This window comes from Arthrobacter sp. alpha11c (assembly GCF_054149985.1).
Genome location: NZ_CP196747.1, coordinates 4,650,915 through 4,673,662, shown reverse-complemented (window position 1 = coordinate 4,673,662; position 22,748 = coordinate 4,650,915). Strand labels below are relative to the sequence as shown.

The following is a 22,748-nucleotide window of genomic DNA, read 5'->3' as shown; positions in this document are numbered from 1 at the left end:
CTGCTTCAACCGCAGTACGACGGCGGCTGGCCGGCCGGGCGCAGTTGATAACCTGCGCGCTCCAACACACCTTTGTGGATCGGTTCGCTGGTGTGCGCCAGGGGCAGGCCCGAGGTCCGGTTCTTGGCTGCGATGACCTCCGCCATGATGGAAACCGCGGTTTCAGCAGGGGTGGAAGCGGAAAGGTCCAAGCCGATCGGCGAGCGGAGCGGTGCCAGCGATTGGTCGGTGTGGCCCAAACCGATCAGTCTGTCCCGACGGTCACCGGCCGTTCTGCGGGAACCCATCGCGCCTATGTACGCGAAACCATGCCGCAGGGCGACATCGAGGACCGGAACATCGAATTTGGCATCATGCGTCAAGACACAGATAGCGGTATCGGGGGCGAGCCCTCCCAGGGCGATTTCTTTCTGCAGATAGCGCGCTGGTTGATCGACCACGATCTCATGGGCCGAGGGAATTCGCTTGGCCGTCGCGAAAACAGCACGGGCATCACAAACTGTGACGTGAAAACCAAGGAATGCCCCCAGCTGGGCCAGCGAGGCGGAGAAGTCAATCGCCCCGAAAATCAGCAGCCTGCGCGCCGGACGGTAAACATCGATCAGCAAAGACAGTGGCTTTTCAGTACCAGTAGCCGCCGGAAGAGTGACCGACGTCGTGGTTCCGGAGGCTATTGCCTCCTGGACTGCATCCCCGGCAGCGCGGACGGCATCGGGAGCAAGGACGGTACCTTCAAACAGCTCTTTGATTTCCGCATTTTGCAGGACCATTTCGGATCGACCCACAAAGCCCGGAGCGCCGTCGAAGATGGTGACCCTAGCGCAGGGCAGATTCTCGGCCACGGCCCTCTGCAGTGAAGCAAAATGCGGGCAGGAAGCGGGCGCATACGCTTGGATGAAAACATCAACGCTGCCGCCGCAGGTCAGTCCGATGCCGAAACCGTCGTCGTCTGAAATGCCAAAACTGCAAAGCTCCGGGACCCCGCTGGCGAGAACGCCGGCTGCTGCTTCGATCACACTTGCTTCTACGCATCCACCCGAAACTGAGCCCACCGGCGATCCGTCTTCGGTGACAAGCATGGACGTTCCGACTGCCCGCGGCGCGGAACCTTCCGTGCGGACCACCGTAGCCAACGCGACGCGTCGTTCAGCCAGCCACGACTCCTCCAGCCCCTCCATCACCTCACGCATTGCCGTCAGTCCCGCTTTGGCGCGCACGCGCTTCGCGGATGCCGTTGTAGACGCGTTCAGGCGTCATGGGCAACGACGTGAGCTGTGCCCCGGTGGCGTCAGCGATGGCTTGGGCAATCGCTGGCGCAATGGGAAGCATGCCGCCCTCGCCCATCCCCTTGGTCCCAAAAGGTCCGGCCCCATGGCCCTGTTCTTGGGTTATGGAGGAAAAGCGCTGGGGAATGTCCTCAGCCAGCGGCACCCGATAGAGGAGAGCCTCACCATTAAGCAGGTCGCCGTCCTCGTACCGCAGTTCCTCAAAGAGTGCCTGGGCCAATCCGAAGACCGCGGCGCCCTCGTCCTGGCCGCGGCAGCCCAGCTTATTCACCACCTTGCCGGCGTCACCACTGACAACCAGCTGCAAAAGCTCCACCCGGCCGGTTTCCGGATCAACGTCCACTTCGGCGGCTGCCCACCCGATCTCCCAAAACATACATGGCGCTTCCAGGGGTGCACTGCTGGAGGAACGGACCTTAAAGTAGCCGTCCGCAGTGAACTCAAATCCTGTTCCGCCGAATCTGTCCATAATCAACGGCGGGAGCTCATAGGTGGTGCCTTCAGCGTCAACGATGTGCCAGTTGTCCAGACGGATTGATTGGCGGTTCAGGATCAGGTGTTCGGCCGCCATGTCCAACACGGAACACCTCACGCGCTCAGCGGCCTGAAGAACTGCATGACCCATGACTGCGATGCCCGAAGAGGCGTTGGTGCCTTGGTCGAAGGGGGTGTTGTCGGTGTCGATTGCGGCATACTTCACCCGCTTCGGATCGCATGCCAGCGTCTCCGCCACTATTTGGCACAGCGCCGAATGACCGCCTTGGCCCATTTCCACCAGACCACAATTCAGGAAGACATCACCGTTGGTGGTCACCTTGACCCGGGCTTGGGCAGGCTTGTTGACGCCGCCACCATCTTTGATGCCGATGGCAACTCCCATGCCACGGTTACCTGAGCGCCGCCGCTCGCGATATCCGATAGCGTCCGCCACCAGGTTTAGCCCATGCTTAAGATCCGAATCGATGGGAGTCTCTCCTGGAACGAACTCCTCACCCAATTCCTTGGCGTTCTTGAGCCGAAGCTCCAGGGGATCGAAACCCAACCGCTCGGCGATCAGGTCAACCTGGCGCTCGCTGGCCCAGGTGGCCTGGGTTGCGCCGAAACCTCGGTAGGCGCCGGCAGGGACTGTGTTGGTGATCACCGCTTGGCAGATGGAATCTATGCGTTTCCAGCGGTAGGCTCCGGGCATCCGATATCCGGCCTTCTCAGCCACCAGCGGACTGGCATCCGCATAAGCGCCACCGTTGAGCAGCACACGGGACCGGCGCGCCATGAACTCGCCGTCGGCCTTGAGCCCCGATTTGACGGTAAGGATGGCGTCATGCTGGCTCAGCGTCAGGAAGACTTCTTCTGTGCTCATGCAGTAGCGAACCGGTCGCCCAGCGGACAACTGTGAGAGCCGGATGGCGATCGCCTCCGTTTTTGGACCGTTCTTGGCGCCAAAGCCGCCGCCCAGAAGTGGGACGTTGACCCGGATGTCGTTTTCAGGCAGTCCAAAAACCCTGGCCAGTTCTTTGCGCATTGGGAAGGGGCTCTGGGTAGAGGTCCACACTTCGATTTCATTCGCTGTGGCCTCGGCAACTGTGGCAAAGGGCTCCAGGTGCATGTGGTTCATCCGGGAGAAGGTAAAGGTGTCCTCGAAGATGTAGTCGCAATCTGCCCAGACGCTCTCCTCTCCCGTTTCGTAGCGGAATTCGTAGCTCACGTTGTGGGCGGTGTGTGCCGCGCCCGAGGCGCCATCGCCGTACTCGGGATAGGCGGCGAAGGGCTGGTTTGGAAAAATGGCAGGTGCTGACAGATCCATTGCGGCTCTTGAATCAAAGACCGCCGGCAGCGGTTCATACTCAACCCGAATCAAATCCAAGGCCGCAAAAGCGGTACGTTCATCCACGGCAGCCACAGCAGCAACGACGTCGCCAACGTAGCGGACAGCGTCCGTGGCAACAATCGGCTGATCTTTGACATAGGTGCCGTAGGAATGCAGTCCACGGATTTCCTCGCGGGTGACTACGGCAGTGACTCCTGCCAGGGAGCGGGCGGCCGAAGCATCGACGCTGAGAATCCGAGCGTGCGCGTGTGGGCTCCGCAGGACCTTCGCATGAAGCATCCCGGGCTTCTCGATATCCACTGTGTAGACGGCCCGGCCGGTGACTTTGGCCGTGGCGTCAAGGCGTGGGCGGTCGCGTCCGACGATCGGCGAATCGTCCGGCGTGGAAGGAATCACGATCCCGGTCATTCGGAGGCCTGATCCTGCTGCTTGGCCCCAGCCAGTTCCGCGGCACGCTCCACGGATTCCAGGATCATCTCGTAACCCGTGCACCGGCAGGTATTCGAACTTATCCAGTCCCGGATCTCTTCCCGGTTCGGTTGCGGATTTTGCCGCAGCAGCGCTGTGGTCAGCATCAGCATGCCGGAGGTGCAGAAGCCGCATTGGAAGCCCCCGCATTCCCTGAATGCCTGCTGCTGGGCGCTCAAGGTGCCGTCTTGGGCAGCCAAGCCCTCAACCGTTTCAACACGCGCACCGTCAATGTCGAAGGCAAACGTGGAACAGGCAGCTACGGGAAGGTCATCAACCAAAACAGTGCAGGCACCGCAGACACTCCGCTCACACGAAGCACGGACCCCTTGCTTACCGCAGCTGTTGCGCAGCAAATCCAAGACCGTAGTACTCGTAGGGACGCAACGCTGTTCCAGGCTTCCATTCAGCTCAAACTCGACCTTGTGGGTGAATTTTTCCTGGCTTGATTCCGGTGATTCAAGGCTCATGGCTGGCTATCCTTTCCTTTGGTTACCGGTTGCTTGAGCAAGAAGACGGCGGCAGAGAACGCCCACCAGGTGTCGTCGATAGTCGATGGACCCCGCGTAGTCGGCCGCCTCCTCTGGAAGCTGAGCCGCCAGAACCCCGCCCACAATGGCCGGGTCAAGCTCAGTGATGTCAGTTGCCTCGGCAGTATGTGACAGCACAAAAGGCTGACGGTATTCACTGCCACAGACGGCAGAGACGGTAAGGCCAGCCACCGCGTCCTTTCGCACCGCGAGGGACACGGTGCTGAGCGGGCGCATAGATCGCTCGTAACCGAACCACAGCAGGGACGCGGTGTCGACGGTGACGGCGGTGAGAATACCTACGTTCCCAAGGTTCTGATCCCAGAGCGATGAGACGGGCAGGGCTGCAAGGTCTCCACCTTGAAACTGCATCTGCGCACCCAATGCGGACAGAATGACAGGCATTTCGTACCGATATCGACGGGCAAGGAGATTGCCTCCGAGGGTGCCCCGATAGCGGATTCGAACAGTGGCAATTGATCCCCACGCTGCGGCCAGTGCCGGGATGGATGACAGGATTTCCGGGCTTTTGCTGCCTTCAGTGTGGCTGACCAAGGAGCCAATGGTCAGAATCCCGGCATCATTCGATATTTCACGCAATTCCTTGATTCGTTGCACGGAAATCAGAACGTCCGGCTCCAATCCCTCGCGAAATTGCGCCACCAGATCCGAACAGCCCGCCGCAATCACAGCTTCTGGATGTTGCCGGGTAAGTGCCACGGCCTCTCCCAGCGAAGTAGGCCGATGCAAAATAAATGGTGGAAGGGCGGACTGGCTCTGGGCTATCAGCCCCGCCCCTAATTTCTGGCCTCGCATTGGTCAGCCTTCCTTCGCTTTGGCCCGGCTTTTGTCTCGGCACCTTCGCCGTGACAAAACGTGAGTTCCATATCAACCGTGCCGGGCGGCCCACGACAAGGGCGCCCGGCACGGCTCCAACAACCCTTACGCCGGACGATCGCCCTTCAGCGTGACCCGGTGCATCAGCCTGTAGTGCGGGTGGTAGTCCCCCACCGCATAGTGTTGGGTAGATCGGTTGTCCCAGATCACCAGGGAGTTAGGCTCCCAACGGAAACGAACCTGGTATTCCGGGGTTCTGGCGAGGTCGGTGAGCATGTTTCGCAGCGAGTCCCCCAGCTGGGTGGAGATGCCCGTGAGCCGGGTGGTGAACAACGCGTTGACGTAGACGAGCTTGCGGCCGGTTTCCGGATGCTTACGCACTACAGGGTGGGTCATGGGTGGATACTTACGGCGGGTCTCGTCATAGCGCGCCTCACCATCGGGACCCTGGCGGACAACGCTGGTCAGTTCCTTTTCCCAGTCGTGCACTCCCTCAAGCCCGTCAATGACGCTTTTCACGTTCTCCGGCAGCGCGTCATACGCGGCGGTCATACTCGCCCAGAGCGTGTCGCCGCCGCACGGGGGGATTTGCTGGGCGTGGAGGCAGGTAGCCGAATTCGGCGTTGCCTGCCAGGTCAAGTCCGAGTGCCAGACGTCGGTCCCGGCAGCCCGGCCACGTGACTCCAGCACCTCAATGTGCGGATTTTCCGGGAGCGAGGGGAAGAATGCACTTACTTCCTGGGGGTCGCCAAACACCTTGGCGAATTTGATCTGATCATCCGGCGTAATGTGCTGATCCCGGAGAAACAGTACTTGGTACTCCAAGAAAACTTCCCGCAGTTCCTCCCGGCATTCGGGAGTGATCTCTTCTCGCAGATCCAGTCCATGGATATACGCCCCAATAGTGGGTGTTGCTTGTTCCAGCGTAAATGTCTTGAACTGTTGATCGTTGCCGCTCATGGTAGTTCCTTCCTTTGTTGGCGTGTGACACTGCGCCCGTCTCTGTCATCGGTGACAGACCCCGACGAGCTGTTCGTGTTGGGGAATGCTTGTGTCACTCCGAATACGTGGGTGTGGGGACCTCATCAATTCCCGTCGCGTCGCTAGCTCTGCGGGTTCGCAATGCCTTGTTTCGGATGACCCGTCCGAGCAACAGAGCGCAAATGATTGACACGGTTCCGGCGACGAAGACGTAAAGCGATGTTGAAATAGACGCATTTGTCGCAGCAAACAGGGCACCGGCAATTAGAGGTGCAATGGCGCTGCCGAAGAGATTTCCGAGAGTAGTAGCCAAGGAAAGTCCGCTGTAGCGGACCCTTGCGTCAAAGGCGGTGGAGAAGTACGCCGGCGTAAGTGCCCATGGGATGTATACGGCTACCGTTGCGGCAAAGTAGCACACGGCGATGAAGCCGTAGGTGCCCCCATCAAGGGCAAAGTACAGCGGGAACGCAACGATGACGATGAGCGCCAGACCCCACAGGTACACGCGTTGTCCCCCGAATCTATCTGAGAGAGCACCGGCGAGCGGGGTAACCACGAAGCCAATCGCAGAAGTTACGATCACCAGGACCAACATCGACGTCGAATCCAGCTCGCCTGACTTCCCCGCGTAGACAAAGTTGTACACGGTGATCAGGTAGAAGAAGATTCCCGGTGCCAAGCTGGCGCCGGCCACAAGGAACACTTGCTTCGGGTGTGTCCGGAGGACCTCGACTACAGGCAGACGCACAACGCCGTGGTCAGCCTTGACTCGATTAAACTCCGGACTCTCCGCGACCTTCATGCGAATAACCAGGCCAGTGATAACCAGTACCGCACTGAGAAGGAATGGGACCCGCCATCCCCATGCCATGAACAGGTCTTCGGACATCGATTCCAGGGGTATGTACAACGTCATGGCCAGAATCAGCCCAACTGCAACGCCTGCCTGCGGCCAGCTACCGAAATAGCCTCGCCGGCCCTTGGGGGAATGTTCGGTAGCCATCAGCACTGCACCACCCCACTCGCCGCCCAGTGCAAACCCTTGGGTCAGCCGCAGCACCACCAGTAGAACGGGGGCGAACACACCTATCGCGTCATATGTTGGCAACAGTCCGATCGCTACGGTGGCAATGCCCATGATCAGGATGGTGAGGACCATCATCGGCTTTCGGCCTGCCCTGTCACCGAAGTGACCGAAGACAATCGCCCCAATGGGACGGGCGACGAAGCCGGCCGCGAAGGTAGAGAACGCAAGCAGGGTCCCGGTTGTGGGGTCGAAGCCTGGGAAGAAGAGCTGGTTGAAAACGAGCACCGCCGCGGTGCTGTAGATAAAGAAGTCGTACCACTCGATAGTCGTGCCGATGAGGCTCGCGAAGGCGACCTTCCTCGGAGAACTCGCGCCCGATGGTTGTGCGACCACTGCACTCATATTGTGCCTCCAGGTATTTTGCGAAAAGTCGGCCCCGCTGTGCGTGGACCGTGGTGATCAGGGCTGCCTAAGGCACCTGTCTCAGAATGAGCTTTGAAGTGATGCAGATTACTTCAGTGGTCATTATCTTATTACTGAGATGCTTTGTGCGCAAGATCTCATTTTTGAGGGATCGATGACAACCCACCGTGGTCGGTTGTGGGTGCCATCAGGCCCCTTGCAATGTGTTCGAGAATTTCCTGGATGCCTCGGATATCCCGCAGGAATGGAGTGCGGACAACGCTGCTGATCACGTGCAGTGCCGCTTTCACGCGGGTCCTGACCACCTCTTGATCGGCCCCCGGGTAAACGTCCTCCACCAGCGAGGCCAGATCGGTGACGTAGTCGCCCTGCGCCTCCATCAAGTTCTGCAAGTCCCGCTCGGGAAGGTGCGGACGTTCGGACACGGCCAATTGCAGGAATTCCGGGCTGCCCAACGAGAAAGCAATGTACGAGGAAACGGTGCGCTGGAGTGCCTCAGCTGCATCAGCGGCTTCAGAGAGAGCGCGCCACATGTCCATCCACCGCACTTCTTTGGCACGATGCAGTGCTGCGGCAAGCATTTCCGCCTTGCTGTCGAAGTGGCGGTAAATACTGGGACCTGCGACTCCAACTTCGGCGCCGATGTCGTCAAGACTCACGGCGTCAAACCCAAACGCGGCGAACTGCCGGATTGAGGCAGCCAGCAGTGCCTCACGGCGGCTACGTGGCATGGCAATCGACGCGCGCCTGTGATTCCCGGACGCTTCAATCGGGGGCAAGGGCATGACCAGCACTGCCCGGGCGAGCGTGGCCAGCTGGAATTCTTCATCCACCCGCGAGAGCCGGTTAGGGTTCAACAACACACTGATCATCACAGCAAACATGGCCCAAGCCCGCAGGTCGGCCTCGGAAGCGGGCAACGCATAGCTGCCGGACTGCAGTTTGCTGCTGATGGCGAACTTGATGCCGCTGGCAATGTCGAACCGGGTGGCAGGCGGGAGGTGGCGGGATTCACGCTCCCACAGCACGCCGTTTTCCCGGTGTTCCATAACCGCCCGGCCCAGCGCCGTGATCAACTGTTCGAGGTCACCGTCCGGGGTCTGGGTAACGCTATCCAAGACGGGCTGGAGACTGGCCACAACTGTCTCGCGAAGCAGCTCGCCCTTGCTCGGGAAATGTCGGTAAAGGGCGGATGGCTGAACGGCCATCGCTTTGGCCACATCGGTCATGCTGACTTGCGCGTATCCCTTCTGCGCGAAGAGCTCACCCGCAGCAGCAAGTATCAGCGCGCGACGGTTCCGCGGCCTGGTGCCACGCTCCGGGGCGGTGGAGGACTTATTCATGTTCTTAAGATTAGTCAGATTCACTTATTGCGCAATAGCTCCCGACGTGCCAAAGTTTAAGAACAACCTGCGCAACACTGCCCTTCACTTACGGACAAGCCAGTTGCGGCCAGGTAGCAGTGCCTCACCGTAGCGGGAAACGTGAAGGTTCCCCGCAATGCGAGCACCGGCCGGAGCATCCCGGCGGCCGATGCGTATTCACTTACGGGACGCCAACCAGGTGCTATGGCCCAGAGAAACACTTCCCGCAAACCAAAGCACCGCCCTTAACCAATGCACCGTCCTGTGACAAAGGAGTCCACCATGAAACGACGTGCAATAGTCGCTGTTGCTGCACTTTGCGGCTTCGCGGCCCTGACTGGCTGCAGCACCGGGAATGACGCCCCCAATGCCTATGCCGTCAAGACGGACATTCCGACTGCAGCGGCGATGGAGCCGGCAATCCTCGAGGCCGCCGCCAAGGAAGGCTCGCTGCTGGTTTACGGCGAGGCGAATGAGGCGTCGATGAAGCCGGTCGTGACTGCTTTCCAAAACCAGTATCCGGATATCAAAACCAGCTACATCAGCCTGGGTGGAACCGAAAGCTTCCAGAGGTACCTCAACGAGAAGGCCACTGGCGGCAAGACCGCGGACGTCATCATCAGCCTCCAAGGCGCGAACTTCCTGGATCTGGTCAAGCGTGGTGACATCCAGGACTTCACACCACCTGCCGCCGCGCCGTTGCCCGATTTCGCGAAACTCGCCCCAGGGGTCTTCGCAATGGAACTGAACCCGGTCATGGCTCTGATCAACACCACCCTCCTGCCCGAATCCGAGCAACCCGATTCCCTTGCATCACTCGCCAAGATGTCCAGTGACCCGAAACTCACGGGCAGGATCGTCACCTATGACGGCACTACAGAATTTGGCTACACGGTCAATCACGCCTACATCGCCAAGGCGGGAGAGGCCGGATGGAAGATCCTTGAGCAACTCGGACCAAATACCAAGGTCGAAGCCAGCGCAGGCCCCATGTACAACAAGCTCCTCCAGGGCGAGTACACCATGTCCTACTTCCAGTCCGGCGCTACCCGGCCACTCATCACCGGCGCTGCCGCGAAGGTGCTGAACTATAAGTTCTTCGCAGACGGAACACCCTTCATGCCCCGCGGTGCCGGAGCGACCACCGGGGGCAAGTCACCCAATGCGGCCAAAGTGTTTGTGAACTTCCTGATTGACAAGGCCGGCCAGACGGCCGGTTGCGCCGGCGGGTTCGCACCCTACCTCGACGGGGTGGACTGCCCTGTAAACCTCGCGAAGGTAACAGAGCAATTGGGTGCGGAGAACATCAACATTGCCAAGTGGGACCAGGCCCTGGTTACGGATGCACCGGCCTTCAAGAACCGCTGGAAAGAAGCATTCGGGCGATGAGCAGCTCCACGCTCACAGACCCCAAAGCCCCGCCACCGCCGTCGGGCTTTGGCAACATCAAGCGGGCATGGCTGCCGGAGAAAGTCATCCACTACGGCGTCTGGGTCCTCGCTGTCCTGCTGATCCTCGGCCCGATCGTGCCGATCGTCTGGTCGTCGCTCTGGTCCACCCCGCTCTATGAAAGCGGCGGCAACGGCACCCTGGACAACTTCGGCAAACTGGCCACTGATCCCCTCTGGTGGTCAGCCGTCGCCAACAGCCTGCAGTTCGCACTCTTCGCCACGATCGGCTCAGTTGTGGTTGGAACCACCGTGGCCTTGTTGGTAGCCCGCACCAACCTCCCGTTGCGGAGGATCTATTCAGCCCTGATTGTCCTGCCCTTGGTCCTGCCTGGGCTGGTGCTCATCGTCGGGTGGCAGTCGATGTGGTCAAAGAACGGATATGCCACCCATCTGCTGGAAGAGTACACGCCGTTCACTGTTCCCTTTGACCTCTACAGCGTTGCAGGAATGGTGGTCATGGGTACGGTCCTTGGCTCGCCGGTGGTCTATCTTTTTGCCCGGGGGACGCTGTCCTCCGGCGATTCGACACTCGAGGAAGCCGCACGCTGCGCTGGCGCCGGGCCCCTCCGCGCCTTGCTCTCGGTGACTCTGCCGTTGCTCCGCCCGGCACTGCTGAACTCCGGGCTGCTGGTCTTCGCGTTGGCGCTGGAAACGCTGGGGATCCCCCTCATCCTTGGTACGTCAAAGAACATCAACATGATGTCTACCTACCTGTACAGGCAGTGGACCGGAAGCGCCGACGCCGGTGGCGGAGTTCTGCCTGCAGGAGCCGTCATGTTGTTGCTCGCTGTCACTCTGCTGCTGTTGCTGCGCAACCGCCTGGCCGGCGACCTCGCCCGCTTTACTACGACCGGTGGCAAGTCATCCAGACCGGCGAACGTTGTTGGATTGGGCCCCCTCGGCTGGCTGCTGTCCGCTGTCATCGGAATTGTTCTGGGCTGTGCAACCCTGGTGCCGCTCAGCGGGGTGGTTCTCGCCTCTGTCACCGCCCTTCTGACGCCGGCAATCAACCCGTTCAGCGTGCTGACACTGGAGAACTTCTCGGCGATCTTAACCAACCCGCTCTACACCGGAGCTATTGGCAACAGCCTGCTGATTGCGACAGTTGGCGCCGCCATCGCGACCGTCTGCATCGCGGTCATCGCGTTGGTTGCCCACCGTTCCAATTTTCGGTTTCGCGGATCCTTGGAGCACATCGTGCTGTATCCCCGGGCCGTCCCGGGCTTGATCACCGGCATGGCCTTCTTCTGGACGTTTGCCATCCTGGACCACTCCGGAACCTTCAGAGCAACACTTTGGGCGGTGGGAATCGCCTTCGGGGTCCGCGCACTCGCCATGGGCTATGCCGCGTTCTATCCATCGCTTGCCGCGCTGGGTGCGGACCTGGACCGCGCCGCACGCTCGGCCGGAGCGGATTGGTGGACGGCGATGCGCACCATCATTCTCAGCCTGCTGAGGCCAGCCATGGGTATCTCGTTCGTCTTGCTGTTTGTGGCAATGCTCAATGAAGCCGACGCCGCAGTTTTTCTGGTGACACCCGAAACCCAGGTACTGGGACTGGCCATGCTTCAAATTGCAGCAAATGGCCTCGGCGGCACCGTCGCCGCCCTCGGAGTCATCCAACTCGTCATCACCGCAGCTGTCCTGGGCGCAGGACGCATCCTGTTTGGAGTTCGCCCTCATGCCTGATCTTGTCATCACCAATCTCACCAAGAAGTTTGGCCGTTTGACGGTCCTGGACAACGTGTCAGTGACAGCTTCCGACGGGCAGATCCTGACGTTGCTTGGCCCAAGCGGCTGCGGCAAGTCCACAACACTCTGGTCCATCGCAGGACTCCTCAAGCCCGACGGCGGCAGCATTGTTGTGGGCGACCAAACCTTGTTCAACCATGACTCCTCCGCCTTCCTTCCGCCGGAGCGCCGTGATTGCGGGGTTGTTTTCCAGTCATATGCTGTGTGGCCGCACATGAAGGTCCGCGACAACGTCGGCTATCCACTGCGCCTCCGACGCTACAAGTCCGAGGCACTCCGCCGGCGCGTCGATGAAGTGCTTGAGCTGGTTGACCTCTCTGATCAGGCAGACCGCTATCCGCATCAGCTCTCCGGCGGCCAGCAACAACGAGTGGCGCTGGCACGCGCGTTGGCATTCCCTCCGCGCTTGTTGCTCCTGGACGAGCCGTTTTCCAATCTTGATGCCAAGCTGCGCGAACGTACCCGCGATTGGTTGCTTCAGTTACAACGCAAGATCGGCGTCACCACGGTTTTTGTGACCCACGATCAAGACGAAGCCCTGGCCATGAGCGACAAGATTGCGGTCATGTCAGCTGGAACCGTACGCCAAATTGGTACGCCGGAGCAGATCTACAACGATCCCGCCGACCTCTTCGTTGCTGATTTTGTTGGTACCAGCAACCTGCTGGAGGGAACAGTCATTGGCCGCTCAAAGGGAATCCTGACGATCAAGATCGACGGGTTGGACCAAGCGATCCACGTACCATCCACGATTGCTTCCGACGGCGTCGTGGTTGCCGTTCGGCCGGAAGCCCTGGCGTTGTTGCCTGACGATGCGTCGTCTGAAGGCTACGAAATGACTGTTAATGGACCCGTCCTTGAGAGGTCGTATCACGGCCATCATTTCCGGTACACGGTGGGCGTCGGGGAGCAGGCCCTGGTTGTCGAAACCCGCGAGCGCACGGATTCCTCCCATGTTCGCGTGGGCATTCCACGGGACGGCTACAAGTTGTTCCAGCCCCGGACTGCTACGGCGCCCAAGGCCACACATTGATTCCGGTCGGGTCAAGTTACCCCATCAGGATCGATCTGTTCAGCGACACGATTACCCGGCCAACAGAGGCCATGCGGCGGGCCATGGCAAACGCCGAGGTTGGGGATGAACAAAAGGGTGAAGACCCCTCCACCAACGAGCTGGTTGCCCTCGCACGGGAGCTTCTGGGCAAGGAGGAGGCTGTCTTCCTGCCATCAGGGACCATGTGCAACCAGATCGCCTATGCTCTGCACTGCCGCCCCGGCGACGCGATTCTTGTTGACGAGACCGCACATTCGCTGTGCCACGAGGAAACCGGGGCGCCCGCGTTGGCCGGTGCCCTGTACAGGCCGATCAAAGCAGACCGTGGCGTGTTCTCGGTAGCCCAGCTTGAAGCGGCCCTCCGCCCTGAGGGCAGATCATTCGCCCGGAACGCGCTGCTCTCCATAGAGCAGCCGTCCAACCTCGGAGGCGGCACGTGCTGGTCTCAGGAGGACATCACGTCGGTGACGAATGTGGCACGGGCTCACCAGATCAAAACCCACATGGACGGCGCGCGCCTGCTCAATGCGGTGGTGTCAACCGGCGTATCTGCCCAAGATTTTTGTGCCCCGTTCGACTCAGTCTGGCTTGACCTCAGCAAAGGACTGGGCGCCCCAATAGGAGCAGTGCTGGCCGGAGACGCTGAATTCATCAATGAAGCGTGGCGTCTCAAGCAACGCTGGGGCGGTTCCATGCGTCAATCAGGCATCGTGGCAGCAGCGGGTACGTATGCCCTCCGCAACAACGTGGACAGACTCGCAGATGACCATGGGAATGCCCGCCTGCTGGCTGAACTGCTTGCCGTCAACCCGCATATATCGATCGATCCGCTAACTGTCCAGACAAATATTGTCCTCTTTGACCTGGTCGGCTTCCCCGTCACCGCGGCAGTGCTGGTGGATCGCCTGCTGCAGGAGAGCGGGATCCGAATGGGCGCTTTTGGCCCGTCCACAATTCGTGCCGTCACCCATCTGGACGTCGACACGGAAGACGTACGCCTCGCCGCTGACGCGCTCAGGGAATTGCTGGACGAAACCTACTCGATGCACCTAAGCACAAGGAGCAACTAAATGACCATCACCTTCGATGTGACGGACCGTCCCGTACCGTACAGCGTCAGCCGCGCAGCCAGGACAGGCGACGACGTCACAGTGCTGCTCAATGCACGTGTTGTCGATCCCGAGTCGGGTACGTCGGGTTCCCTCAGCGATGTGTGGCTCCAGGCAGGGCAGATCTCCCGTATTGTTCCTGCCGGCAGTGAACCGGGCACGGGCAGCGTCCTGGATCTCAAGGGCAAATTTGTGGCTCCCGGATTGATGGATGCCCATGTTCACCTGGCCTTCGATGGTGGTGATGACCCGAAGGGAACCTATCAGCGCAGCAGCGATGACGAGATCGTTGCGCAGGTTGTTGCGAATGCGCGGATTGCGCTTCGTGCCGGGATAACCACGGTGCGGGACTGCGGGACACCCAGGCACCTGCTTGCTCCCATGAGGGCAGCCCTGGGTATGGTGTCCGACGTCGCCACCGTGGTTCATTGCGGTGCGCCGATCTGCCGCGTGGGCGGGCATGGACACGACATGGGCGGAGAGGTACGCACCCGTCACGACGTCGAGGCGATCATCGCCGAACAGCACGCGGCCGGCGCCACCTGGATCAAGGTCATGGCCAGCGGCGGCGGATTTACTCCCGGAACCAGTCCAAGCGTCTTTGAATTCGACCCCATCCTGCTCCGTGAGGCGGTGGTCATCGCCGCCTCCTACGGCATGAGGACTGCAGCCCATGCCCATGCCAGTTCCTCAATGGCGGCGTGCATCGAGGCACGCGTGCACTCCTTGGAGCACGCCTCCATGCTGGGGCCCGATGAGCAGTGCGCTCCGGATCGCGAGCTGTTGCGCAGGGCGGCCGATGCCGGAATCCACGTTGTGCCCACAGTCATCGCAGCGGACATCGTTTCCCGGCAGTTGCGGGAAGGCCACTCAGTACTATCCAACCCCCAGGACCGCAATGTGGTGGCCCGGTTGGAATCGCGGTTTACCAACGTGACCGAGTTCCTCCAGTCCGGCATGTCGATCGTGGCAGGAACGGACGCAGGCCCTGCCCACGTCACCTTTGATCTCCTTGCCCGCGAGTTGGAACGCTATGTCGACGCCGGACTGGCAGCACAGCATGCGCTGAAGTCTGCCACGTCTGAAGCCGCCGACATGCTCGGGATGGAGACGCAAGTGGGCCGCATTCTGCCCGGGCTATGGGCCGACCTCATCGTCACGGCGGCGGACCCCCGGCAGGACATCAGCACTCTCGGAACACCGCTTGGAGTCCTCAAGCGCGGACTACTGATCGCCCAATAACTTCTCGCGCCTCCCCTACGACCACAACACACCTTTTAAGGCATTCAATGAACCTGACCCCAGTCAACGATGACCTGGCGGCGAAGACCGTCTCGACCCTCGACGACCCCCAGCTGGAAGCACTCGCTGCGATCGAACGCCGCGTTCTGTGGCTTGCCACGTCCATCATCCACCACGCAAACAGAGTGCGGCCCAACACATCCGGCATCAAGGTGGGCGGCCATCAGGCTTCGAGCGCCTCCATTGCCACGATCATGACCTCGCTCTGGTTCGGGCAGCTTCGCGCTGAGGACCGCGTCTCCGTGAAGCCCCACGCCTCGCCGGTGCTCCACAGCATTAACTATCTGCTGGGTAGCTTGGATGAAAAGTACCTCACAACCCTGCGCGAGTTCGGCGGGCTGCAGAGCTACCCCAGCCGTGCAAAGGACCCGGATCCCGTTGACTATTCCACGGGCTCCGTAGGCATCGGGGCCACCGCGCCAATCTGGGGTGCCATTTCGCGGCGATACGTCGAGACCGTGAGCGGAACACCGAACCGTGGGCGCCAGTACTCGCTCGTCGGCGACGCCGAATTGGACGAGGGCGCCATCTGGGAGGCAGTGCTGGACTCGAACGTAGCGGATCTTGGTGAGATCGTCTGGATCGTTGACCTGAACAGGCAGTCCCTTGACCGGGTGGTGCCAAACATTGCCGCAGGCAAGATCGAGCGTCTCTTCGAGGCCGTTGGCTGGCAGGTCATCACCGTGCGCTTTGGCCATCTCTTGGAAAGCCTCATGGCCAGGACAGGAGGCGATGCGCTCCGCAAGCGCATTGTTGAGATGTCCAATCCCGAATACCAACGGCTACTGCGCTGCTCCGCCGAAGAGCTGCGCCGCAGGCTCCCTGGTGAGGGCGCAGGGGGTGCGGCCATCGCGGAACTTATTGCCGGCGTCGAGGACCAGACCCTGACCCGGGCCATCAGGAACCTGGGCGGGCACGATCTTGCCGCGTTGCGCGAGGCCTACTCCCGGATCGATGACACCCGTCCCACGGTCATCATCGCCTACACCATCAAGGGCAACGGACTTCCCACCGAGGGCCATCCACAGAACCACTCCTCGCTGCTGACCCTCGATCAATACCGCCAACTCGCAGACACAATGGGCGAGAACCCGGACGCACCGTGGACGCGATTCGATCCCGCAAGCACCGAGGGTCAGCTGGTACGGAGCACAGCGGAAACCCTCCGGCGCACCACCGAACCGGCGGTCGCCCCGCCTGCTGTACCGGCAGATTTCGGCAGGACGCCCTCGGGCACGGCAACCACACAGGCAGCCCTGGGCCGGACTTTGCTGGACGTCACCCGCGCGGCGCCCGCCGTCGCCCGCCGCTTGGTGACTGTCAGTCCGGACGTGAGTTCCAGCACCAACCTCGCCGGCTGGCTGAACAAGGTGGGCGTGTGGTCAGTGGAAGAGCGACAGAACTGGTTCAGCGACGACACCGAGACCGTGATGCACTGGCGTGAAAAGCCCACCGGGCAGCACATCGAACTCGGCATAGCCGAGGTCAACCTTGTCAGTCTTCTGGGCGAGCTCGGTGCAACCTGGAGCCGCTGGGGCCAGCCGTTGTTCCCGATCGGAGTGCTCTATGACCCGTTCGTCGAGCGAGCCTTGGAACCGTGGTCCTACGGCATCTACGCCGGCGGCCAGTCGATCCTGGTAGGCACGCCGTCGGGCGTCACGCTCGCACCCGAAGGCGGTGCGCACCAGTCCATCAAGACGCCGTCCATCGGCCTGGAACAGCCCGGCTGCACCAGCTACGAACCGGCCTTCGCCATCGACGTCGAGTGGACGCTGCTCGCCTCCATGTCCCAACTCGGACGACCAGACGGCAAATCAGCCTACCTGCGGCTCTCAACAAAACCCGTCGATCAGCAACTGGCCGCGGTCCCGGAAGATCCCGCCGCCCGTGAGCGTCGCCGTCGCCAAGTGGTCGCTGGTGGCTACATGCTGCGCGCGGCGGCGACACCGCGTGCGACGATCGTCGCCATGGGAGCCATGGTCCCGGAAGCGGTTGCGGCCTCCGAGCGACTCGCCGCCCAAGGTACCCCCGTGGACGTCGTCTGCGTCACGAGTCCAGGCCTGCTCTATGAAGCGCTGCAGGGCCGCAATGGACAGAACCCGGACGCAGCGTCTTGGATTCTGGATCAAATCCTGCCGTCCGGGCGTGCCGTCCCCATGGTCACCGTACTCGACGGCCACCCCCACACACTCGCGTTCCTCGCCGGCGTGCATCAAGTCAAAAGCCGCAACCTCGGCGTTGACACCTTCGGCCAGGCGGGCGGCCTCGAGGACGTCTACCGCTATCACGGGATCGACACCGACAGCATCGTCCGCGCTGTCCTGGATTTGGTCCAATGACAGGGGCTCGGGATCACCCCTTGAAAACCGGCGCGCGCTTCTCCTGGAAGGCCCGGAAGCCCTCGGCATAGTCCTCGGTCTTGCAGAGGCGGGCCTGCTCAGTGTTTTCCTCGGCCATGGATGCCCACAGGCCCAGGCGCTGGTCGCGGATGTGGGCCACGAGTTCCTTGGAGGCCTTGAAAGCCTCAGTGGCACCGGTAGCCACGCGCTCGACGATCGCCCGGGTCATGGCAAGCAACGCATCATCCGGCATTGCCCGGCTGAACATTCCCCGCTCCACGGCCTCCGAACCAGAGATCAGATCGGCCGTGTAGATCAGGTCCAGTGTCCGGTGCATGCCCAAGCGCTCGGTAAAGTACCAGTGCCCGCCGGAGTCCAGGGTGGCGCCGAGCTTGGCAAAGGGCGAACCGAACTTGGCATTCTCCGCCACGTACACCACGTCCGTGGCCAGCAAGAGCCCTAAACCAACACCCAGGCAAGCACCATGTGCGGCAGCGAAAGTGGGCGCCGGGAACGCTGCCATCTTCTTCAACAGCGGTTCCACCAGCCCACCGAGATACGCCTGCGCGTCGTCGGTTTCGGGGGTAACGCCAGCAATGTCGCGGCCGGCGCAGAAGGCGCGTCCCTCTCCGCGAAGCAGCAGCGCCCGCACTTCACCGCGCGAGGCGGCGGCAGCAGCGTCGTCGTACGCCTTATCCAGTTCGGCAAGCGCGTCCTCGTTGAGCGAGTTCAGCTTTTCGGGGGCATTGAGGACAATTTCGGCAATGCCATTGGCAATGGAGAGCTCGATCATGGGACTCCTTAGACGTCGAAGTCGACGGTAACTTCTTCGCTGGTGGGATGGGACTGGCAGGTGAGGACGTAGCCCTTGTCCAGCTCGTCCTGCTCAAGGGCGTAGTTCTCATCCATGGAAACCGTACCCGTCACAAGCTTGGCGCGGCAGGTGCCGCAGACCCCGCCTGCGCATGCGAACGGAACATCGGGGCGGACACGCAGGGCAGCGTTGAGGATGGACTCGCGGGCGTGCGTGGGACTCGCGACGTCGCCGGTCAAACCATCCAGCTTGAACGTGATCTTGTAGGTTTCCTTCGACTCGTCCTCCACAACGGGACGGCCGGCATTACCCTCAGGACGGTCCGGACGACCAGTGGTGAACAGTTCGAAGCGCACGTGCTCGGGCTTCACACCACGGGCAGCGAGGGTGTCGCGGCACAGTTGGACCAGCTCGAACGGCCCACAGAGGAACCATTCGTCCACATCCTCGGCATGGATGGCACTGCTCAGCAAGGCCTGCAGCTTCTCCGAATCGATGCGGCCGGTCATCAGCGGGGCGATCCGCTGCTCGCGGGACAAAACATGGTGCAGTGCCAGGCGCGAAGGGTACTTGTCCTTCAGGTCCGCCAGCTCCTCGAGGAACATGACGTCCATGGCGGCTTTGTTGGCATAGATCAGGTCAAAGGTGGTCTCCGGATTGGCGGCCAGCAGCGTCCGGGCAATCGCCATCACGGGCGTGATGCCTGAACCCGCAGCGATCGCAACGAAGTTCCCGGGCTCCCCCGCCAACTCCTCCGGGTGGTTCATGGAGTTCATGACGTTGTGCTGGACCGACGAGCCGTCCTTGCCATGCCGTGAAATGAACGCGCCCTGCGGGCTCATGACGTCCAGGACGTCGCCGGCCTTCAGCTCGGCATTCGCCCACGTGGAGAAGACACCGCCAAGGTCCTTTTTGACGGCCACCCGGATCTCGCTGCTGCCATCCGCGAAAGTGCGCGGCTCTGCGCAGATCGAGTAGCTGCGGCGGATCTCGTGCGGCTCACCATTCTCATCCGGCAGCGTGGTGCGCAGCGCGACGTACTGTCCAGGCAGGTAGTCGTACTGACCGGCCAGCTCGGTGGGAACAGCGAACGTCACCTCGATTGCGTCGTCCGTAAGGCGCCGGACTTCCGAGACGGTCAGGGTATGGAAAGACGCACGACGGCGGCTGGCCGTCTGGGTTTCGGTGGTCATGGAATTCCTTAGAGGACTTTGAAGTAGTCGAACGGTTCCTTGCAGTCCTGGCAGACGAACAACGCCTTGCAGGACGTGGAACCAAAGCGGGTGAGCTCCTTGGTGTTCAGCGAAGAACACTGCGGGCATTTCACAGCCAGGTTCAAACGAACGGGACCGGAGTGGCCTCCGGCGGCAGCACGGCCGCTGGGCGGCGCGATCCCGTATTCCTGCAGCTTGGCCTTGCCGGATTCGGTCATCCAGTCGGTGGTCCAGGCCGGCGAGAGCACCAGGTTGATGTGCACGCTCGCGTAGCCTGCGTTCCGGAACGCCGTCCGCAGGTCGTCACCAATCGCATCCATGGCCGGGCAGCCCGAGTACGTGGGCGTGATGGTGACCTCGACGGCGGTACGTGAGGTGCCGCCGTCGTCCGCCTTGTCCGTGGGCTGCTGCGCGTCCGGCGCATCGAGGACGTGTACGCCGCGGAGAATGCCGAGGTCCTCGATGGTGAGGACCGGAATCTCCGGATCGCAGACCGTGGACGCGATGTCCCAGGCCCGCTGCTCTTGTGTCCGTACCTGTGTTGCCATGGTGGTCACCAGCTCGCGCCGGGGTGTTCGCGGGCCAGGACCTGCATCTCAGCAAGGATGTAACCCAGGAATTCCGAATGCTTGCCGCGACGGCCGCCTCCCAGTGCTTGCGGGACGGCAGGGATGTCCAGTTCGGCTTCGGCCATGATCTCGCCGGTGAGCCGATCAAACTCAGCGCGAAGGCTTGAGGGTTGAACAGTAACGCCGGCCTCGGCCAAGCGGGTGGTGAGCTCGTCGTCTTCGAAGAGTTCGTCCACGTATGGCCATACGAGCTTGAAGCCCTGGATGATGCGCGCGCGGGATTCGTCCGTGCCGCCAGCCAGGCGCAGTACCCACTGCGCGCTATGGTCGCGGTGATAATCCACTTCCTTCACGGCCTTGGCAGAGATGGCAGCGAGGGTGGGATCAGTGGACTCCATGAGTTGCGTGTAGAGCTCGTACTGGTAGTAGCTCACGATGAATTGCCGGGCGATGGTCACCGCGAAGTCCCCGTTGGGCTGCTCGAACAGGTGCGCGGAACGGAACTCGTGCTCACGGCGGAAGTACGCCAGATCGTCCTCGGACTTGTCCCATGCGGCACCGGCATAGGTCAGGAACGAGCGCGCATGGCCCAACTGGTCCAGCGCGATGTTGCCGAGTGCGATGTCTTCCTCAAGCTCAGGAGCACGGGAAATCCAGTGGCCCAGGCGCTGGGCAAGGATCAGTCCGTCGTCGCCGATCCTCAGGGCAAACTCGGCTACGTCCTCACTCGGCTTGACCTGACCACGTCGTACTTCCAGGGCGATGTCCTCCGGGCGGAGGGCGTTGCCCGGCGTGATGCGGGTGGCGCTGGCCGAACCGTCGCCGGAAGCTCCGGCTCCATGGACGCCCACGGAGATGTCTCCGTGGCCTTCAATGGCGAAGTCAGTGTCTTTGTCAGTCATCACAGGTGCTTCACGCCTTCGCTCTTGGTGTAATACGTCGCGTGGCGGTAGTCCTTGCCCTGCGGCGATTCGAAGAAGGCACCCTTGGAATCGGGATCGCTGGAGGAGATCGCCTCAGCCGGGACAACCCAGATGGAGACGCCTTCATTGCGGCGCGTGTAGAGATCGCGGGCGTTCCTAAGTGCCATGGCGGCATCAGGAGCGTGCAGCGATCCGGCGTGCACGTGGGACAGGCCTCGGCTGGAGCGCACGAAGACTTCCCAGAGGGACCACGGGGTCTCGTGGTGCTGCTGTTCCGCCGGCGTAGCGGCCGCAACCTTGGGGGCCTCGCGCTTGATCTCGCTGGCCGAGCTTGCCGGTTCTTCCGGGTTTCCGTGGGGAGCCATTATGCTGCGTGTTCCTTCTGTGCTTGCTTGCGGGCGTAGGCAACGGCGGCTTCGCGAACCCAGGCACCGTTTTCGTGTGCCTCACGGCGGCGTTCGGTGCGCTGCGAGTTGCAGGGGCCGCGGCCGGCCAGGACTTCCTTGAACTCGTTCCAGTCCAGGGGTCCGTGCTCCCACTTCTTGGTTTCTTCGTTGAAACGGATGTCCTTGTCAGGCAGGGTCAGGCCGAGGACCTTGACCTGCTCCACCATCATGCCGACGAACCGGCTGCGCAGTTCATCGTTGCTGAACCGCTTGATGTTCCAGGCCATGGACTGCTTGGAGTTGGGTGAATCGTCATCCGGTGGGCCAAACATCATCAGCGACGGCGCGTACCAGCGGTTCACAGCCTCCTGGGCCATTTGCTTCTGCGCAGGCGTGCCGTTGGAAAGTTCCAGCAGGATCTCGAAACCCTGGCGCTGGTGGAAGGACTCTTCCTTGCAGATGCGCACCATTGCGCGGCCGTAAGGACCGTAGGAGGCACGGCACAAGGGAACCTGGTTGCAAATGGCGGCGCCATCAACAAGCCAACCGATGGCTCCCATGTCCGCCCAGGAAATCGCGGGGTAGTTGAAGATCGACGAGTACCGGGCCTTGCCGGCAATGAGGTCGTCCATCATCTTGTCCCGGGTCTGGCCCAGGGTTTCAGCTGCCGAGTAGAGGTAGAGTCCGTGGCCTGCCTCGTCCTGCACCTTGGCCATAAGTATGGACTTGCGCTTCAGGCTTGGAGCGCGGGTGATCCAGTTGGCTTCCGGCTGCATGCCGATGATTTCCGAGTGCGCGTGCTGCGAGATCTGACGCAGCAAAGTCTTGCGGTAAGCCTCCGGCATCCAGTCGCGCGGTTCGATGCGCGAGTCTTCCGAAATGATGCGATCAAAGTACGCCTTACCGGCTGCCTCCCGCTCCTGCTCTTCCGGGGACAGCTCAGCGGGCACTGATTGCAGATTCTGCGATGCCATGGTTGCTCCTAATAAATTACCGACCGTTCGTTCAGAATATGCGGAGTGGACGTTTTCAGTCAAGCGTTCAGTGAGACATCAAGGGCTGATGACGAGGGCATGGGTGCAGCTGGGCGT

Annotated in this window: 19 protein-coding genes; 6 read left to right on the top strand and 13 right to left on the bottom strand. The window is 61.5% G+C overall.

Translation table 11 applies throughout. The features are described 5' to 3' along the window. Positions 1 to 5 precede the first annotated feature (5 nt). The 7 genes from ACTAQJ_RS21785 to ACTAQJ_RS21755 form a co-directional block, all read right to left on the bottom strand. On the bottom strand, positions 6 to 1,217 hold the full coding sequence (locus ACTAQJ_RS21785; RefSeq protein WP_498699345.1) for an XdhC family protein: 1,212 nt from the start codon (positions 1,215 to 1,217) through the stop codon (positions 6 to 8). Continuing rightward, the gene (locus ACTAQJ_RS21780) at positions 1,183 to 3,522 is read right to left on the bottom strand and encodes a xanthine dehydrogenase family protein molybdopterin-binding subunit (protein WP_498699343.1); all 2,340 of its coding nucleotides are present in this window, start codon (positions 3,520 to 3,522) and stop codon (positions 1,183 to 1,185) included. Before ACTAQJ_RS21780 ends, ACTAQJ_RS21785 begins: the two co-directional genes overlap by 35 nt. Further along, on the bottom strand, positions 3,519 to 4,052 hold the full coding sequence (locus ACTAQJ_RS21775; RefSeq protein WP_498699341.1) for a (2Fe-2S)-binding protein: 534 nt from the start codon (positions 4,050 to 4,052) through the stop codon (positions 3,519 to 3,521). Before ACTAQJ_RS21775 ends, ACTAQJ_RS21780 begins: the two co-directional genes overlap by 4 nt. Positions 4,053 to 4,058: 6 nt before the next feature. Further along, entirely contained in the window at positions 4,059 to 4,832 is a 774-nt protein-coding gene (locus tag ACTAQJ_RS21770) for an FAD binding domain-containing protein (RefSeq protein WP_498699339.1), read from the bottom strand. Between the two features lie 222 nt (positions 4,833 to 5,054). Beyond that, complete coding sequence (locus tag ACTAQJ_RS21765; RefSeq protein WP_498699336.1) at positions 5,055 to 5,909, bottom strand: TauD/TfdA dioxygenase family protein; 855 nt, start codon at positions 5,907 to 5,909, stop codon at positions 5,055 to 5,057. A gap of 94 nt (positions 5,910 to 6,003) precedes the next feature. Next, positions 6,004 to 7,359, bottom strand: a complete 1,356-nt coding sequence (locus tag ACTAQJ_RS21760; RefSeq protein ID WP_498699333.1) for an MFS transporter — start codon at positions 7,357 to 7,359, stop codon at positions 6,004 to 6,006. Between the two features lie 158 nt (positions 7,360 to 7,517). Next, entirely contained in the window at positions 7,518 to 8,723 is a 1,206-nt protein-coding gene (locus ACTAQJ_RS21755; RefSeq protein WP_498699330.1) for a TetR/AcrR family transcriptional regulator, read from the bottom strand. Positions 8,724 to 9,026: 303 nt separating this feature from the next. Here ACTAQJ_RS21755 and ACTAQJ_RS21750 point away from each other — a divergent pair, with 303 nt between their 5' ends. From ACTAQJ_RS21750 to ACTAQJ_RS21725, 6 genes are read left to right on the top strand one after another with little or no spacing between them, the layout of a single operon-like run. Further along, the gene (locus tag ACTAQJ_RS21750) at positions 9,027 to 10,133 is read left to right on the top strand and encodes an ABC transporter substrate-binding protein (protein ID WP_498699327.1); all 1,107 of its coding nucleotides are present in this window, start codon (positions 9,027 to 9,029) and stop codon (positions 10,131 to 10,133) included. Continuing rightward, positions 10,130 to 11,884, top strand: a complete 1,755-nt coding sequence (locus ACTAQJ_RS21745) for an ABC transporter permease (protein ID WP_498699325.1) — start codon at positions 10,130 to 10,132, stop codon at positions 11,882 to 11,884. Before ACTAQJ_RS21750 ends, ACTAQJ_RS21745 begins: the two co-directional genes overlap by 4 nt. Beyond that, the gene (locus tag ACTAQJ_RS21740) at positions 11,877 to 12,980 is read left to right on the top strand and encodes an ABC transporter ATP-binding protein (protein WP_431116297.1); all 1,104 of its coding nucleotides are present in this window, start codon (positions 11,877 to 11,879) and stop codon (positions 12,978 to 12,980) included. The genes ACTAQJ_RS21745 and ACTAQJ_RS21740 overlap by 8 nt, the downstream gene beginning before the upstream one ends. After that, the gene (locus ACTAQJ_RS21735; protein WP_498699322.1) at positions 12,977 to 14,071 is read left to right on the top strand and encodes a threonine aldolase family protein; all 1,095 of its coding nucleotides are present in this window, start codon (positions 12,977 to 12,979) and stop codon (positions 14,069 to 14,071) included. Before ACTAQJ_RS21740 ends, ACTAQJ_RS21735 begins: the two co-directional genes overlap by 4 nt. Next, positions 14,072 to 15,352, top strand: a complete 1,281-nt coding sequence (locus tag ACTAQJ_RS21730) for an amidohydrolase family protein (protein ID WP_431116299.1) — start codon at positions 14,072 to 14,074, stop codon at positions 15,350 to 15,352. It abuts the gene before it with no gap. Between the two features lie 47 nt (positions 15,353 to 15,399). After that, on the top strand, positions 15,400 to 17,751 hold the full coding sequence (locus tag ACTAQJ_RS21725) for a thiamine pyrophosphate-binding protein (protein ID WP_498699319.1): 2,352 nt from the start codon (positions 15,400 to 15,402) through the stop codon (positions 17,749 to 17,751). Positions 17,752 to 17,764: 13 nt separating this feature from the next. Here ACTAQJ_RS21725 and ACTAQJ_RS21720 read toward each other — a convergent pair whose 3' ends face one another. From ACTAQJ_RS21720 to paaA, 6 genes are read right to left on the bottom strand one after another with little or no spacing between them, the layout of a single operon-like run. Then, complete coding sequence (locus ACTAQJ_RS21720; RefSeq protein ID WP_498699317.1) at positions 17,765 to 18,544, bottom strand: enoyl-CoA hydratase/isomerase family protein; 780 nt, start codon at positions 18,542 to 18,544, stop codon at positions 17,765 to 17,767. A gap of 8 nt (positions 18,545 to 18,552) precedes the next feature. After that, positions 18,553 to 19,758 (bottom strand): 1,2-phenylacetyl-CoA epoxidase subunit PaaE, encoded by a 1,206-nt coding sequence (gene paaE, locus ACTAQJ_RS21715; RefSeq protein WP_498699315.1) that lies wholly within the window; start codon positions 19,756 to 19,758, stop codon positions 18,553 to 18,555. Positions 19,759 to 19,766: 8 nt separating this feature from the next. After that, positions 19,767 to 20,327, bottom strand: coding sequence for a 1,2-phenylacetyl-CoA epoxidase subunit PaaD (gene paaD, locus ACTAQJ_RS21710; protein WP_498699314.1), 561 nt, complete (start codon positions 20,325 to 20,327; stop codon positions 19,767 to 19,769). Between the two features lie 5 nt (positions 20,328 to 20,332). Next, positions 20,333 to 21,250, bottom strand: coding sequence for a 1,2-phenylacetyl-CoA epoxidase subunit PaaC (gene paaC / locus ACTAQJ_RS21705; protein ID WP_498699313.1), 918 nt, complete (start codon positions 21,248 to 21,250; stop codon positions 20,333 to 20,335). After that, entirely contained in the window at positions 21,250 to 21,636 is a 387-nt protein-coding gene (gene paaB, locus ACTAQJ_RS21700; protein WP_431116307.1) for a 1,2-phenylacetyl-CoA epoxidase subunit PaaB, read from the bottom strand. The genes paaC and paaB overlap by 1 nt, the downstream gene beginning before the upstream one ends. Further along, entirely contained in the window at positions 21,636 to 22,631 is a 996-nt protein-coding gene (gene paaA / locus ACTAQJ_RS21695; RefSeq protein ID WP_431116308.1) for a 1,2-phenylacetyl-CoA epoxidase subunit PaaA, read from the bottom strand. The genes paaB and paaA overlap by 1 nt, the downstream gene beginning before the upstream one ends. Positions 22,632 to 22,748: the final 117 nt, after the last annotated feature.

Bases quoted from the DNA above. Each gene is read 5' to 3' on its own strand.
- ACTAQJ_RS21780 (WP_498699343.1), bottom strand. From the start codon at position 3,522: ATGACCGGGATCGTGATTCCTTCCACGCCGGACGATTCGCCGATCGTC.
- ACTAQJ_RS21775 (WP_498699341.1), bottom strand. From the start codon at position 4,052: ATGAGCCTTGAATCACCGGAATCAAGCCAGGAAAAATTCACCCACAAG.
- ACTAQJ_RS21765 (WP_498699336.1), bottom strand. From the start codon at position 5,909: ATGAGCGGCAACGATCAACAGTTCAAGACATTTACGCTGGAACAAGCA.
- ACTAQJ_RS21760 (WP_498699333.1), bottom strand. From the start codon at position 7,359: ATGAGTGCAGTGGTCGCACAACCATCGGGCGCGAGTTCTCCGAGGAAG.
- ACTAQJ_RS21755 (WP_498699330.1), bottom strand. From the start codon at position 8,723: ATGAATAAGTCCTCCACCGCCCCGGAGCGTGGCACCAGGCCGCGGAAC.
- ACTAQJ_RS21750 (WP_498699327.1), top strand. From the start codon at position 9,027: ATGAAACGACGTGCAATAGTCGCTGTTGCTGCACTTTGCGGCTTCGCG.
- ACTAQJ_RS21745 (WP_498699325.1), top strand. From the start codon at position 10,130: ATGAGCAGCTCCACGCTCACAGACCCCAAAGCCCCGCCACCGCCGTCG.
- ACTAQJ_RS21740 (WP_431116297.1), top strand. From the start codon at position 11,877: ATGCCTGATCTTGTCATCACCAATCTCACCAAGAAGTTTGGCCGTTTG.
- ACTAQJ_RS21730 (WP_431116299.1), top strand. From the start codon at position 14,072: ATGACCATCACCTTCGATGTGACGGACCGTCCCGTACCGTACAGCGTC.
- ACTAQJ_RS21725 (WP_498699319.1), top strand. From the start codon at position 15,400: ATGAACCTGACCCCAGTCAACGATGACCTGGCGGCGAAGACCGTCTCG.
- ACTAQJ_RS21720 (WP_498699317.1), bottom strand. From the start codon at position 18,544: ATGATCGAGCTCTCCATTGCCAATGGCATTGCCGAAATTGTCCTCAAT.
- paaE (WP_498699315.1), bottom strand. From the start codon at position 19,758: ATGACCACCGAAACCCAGACGGCCAGCCGCCGTCGTGCGTCTTTCCAT.
- paaD (WP_498699314.1), bottom strand. From the start codon at position 20,327: ATGGCAACACAGGTACGGACACAAGAGCAGCGGGCCTGGGACATCGCG.
- paaC (WP_498699313.1), bottom strand. From the start codon at position 21,250: ATGACTGACAAAGACACTGACTTCGCCATTGAAGGCCACGGAGACATC.
- paaB (WP_431116307.1), bottom strand. From the start codon at position 21,636: ATGGCTCCCCACGGAAACCCGGAAGAACCGGCAAGCTCGGCCAGCGAG.
- paaA (WP_431116308.1), bottom strand. From the start codon at position 22,631: ATGGCATCGCAGAATCTGCAATCAGTGCCCGCTGAGCTGTCCCCGGAA.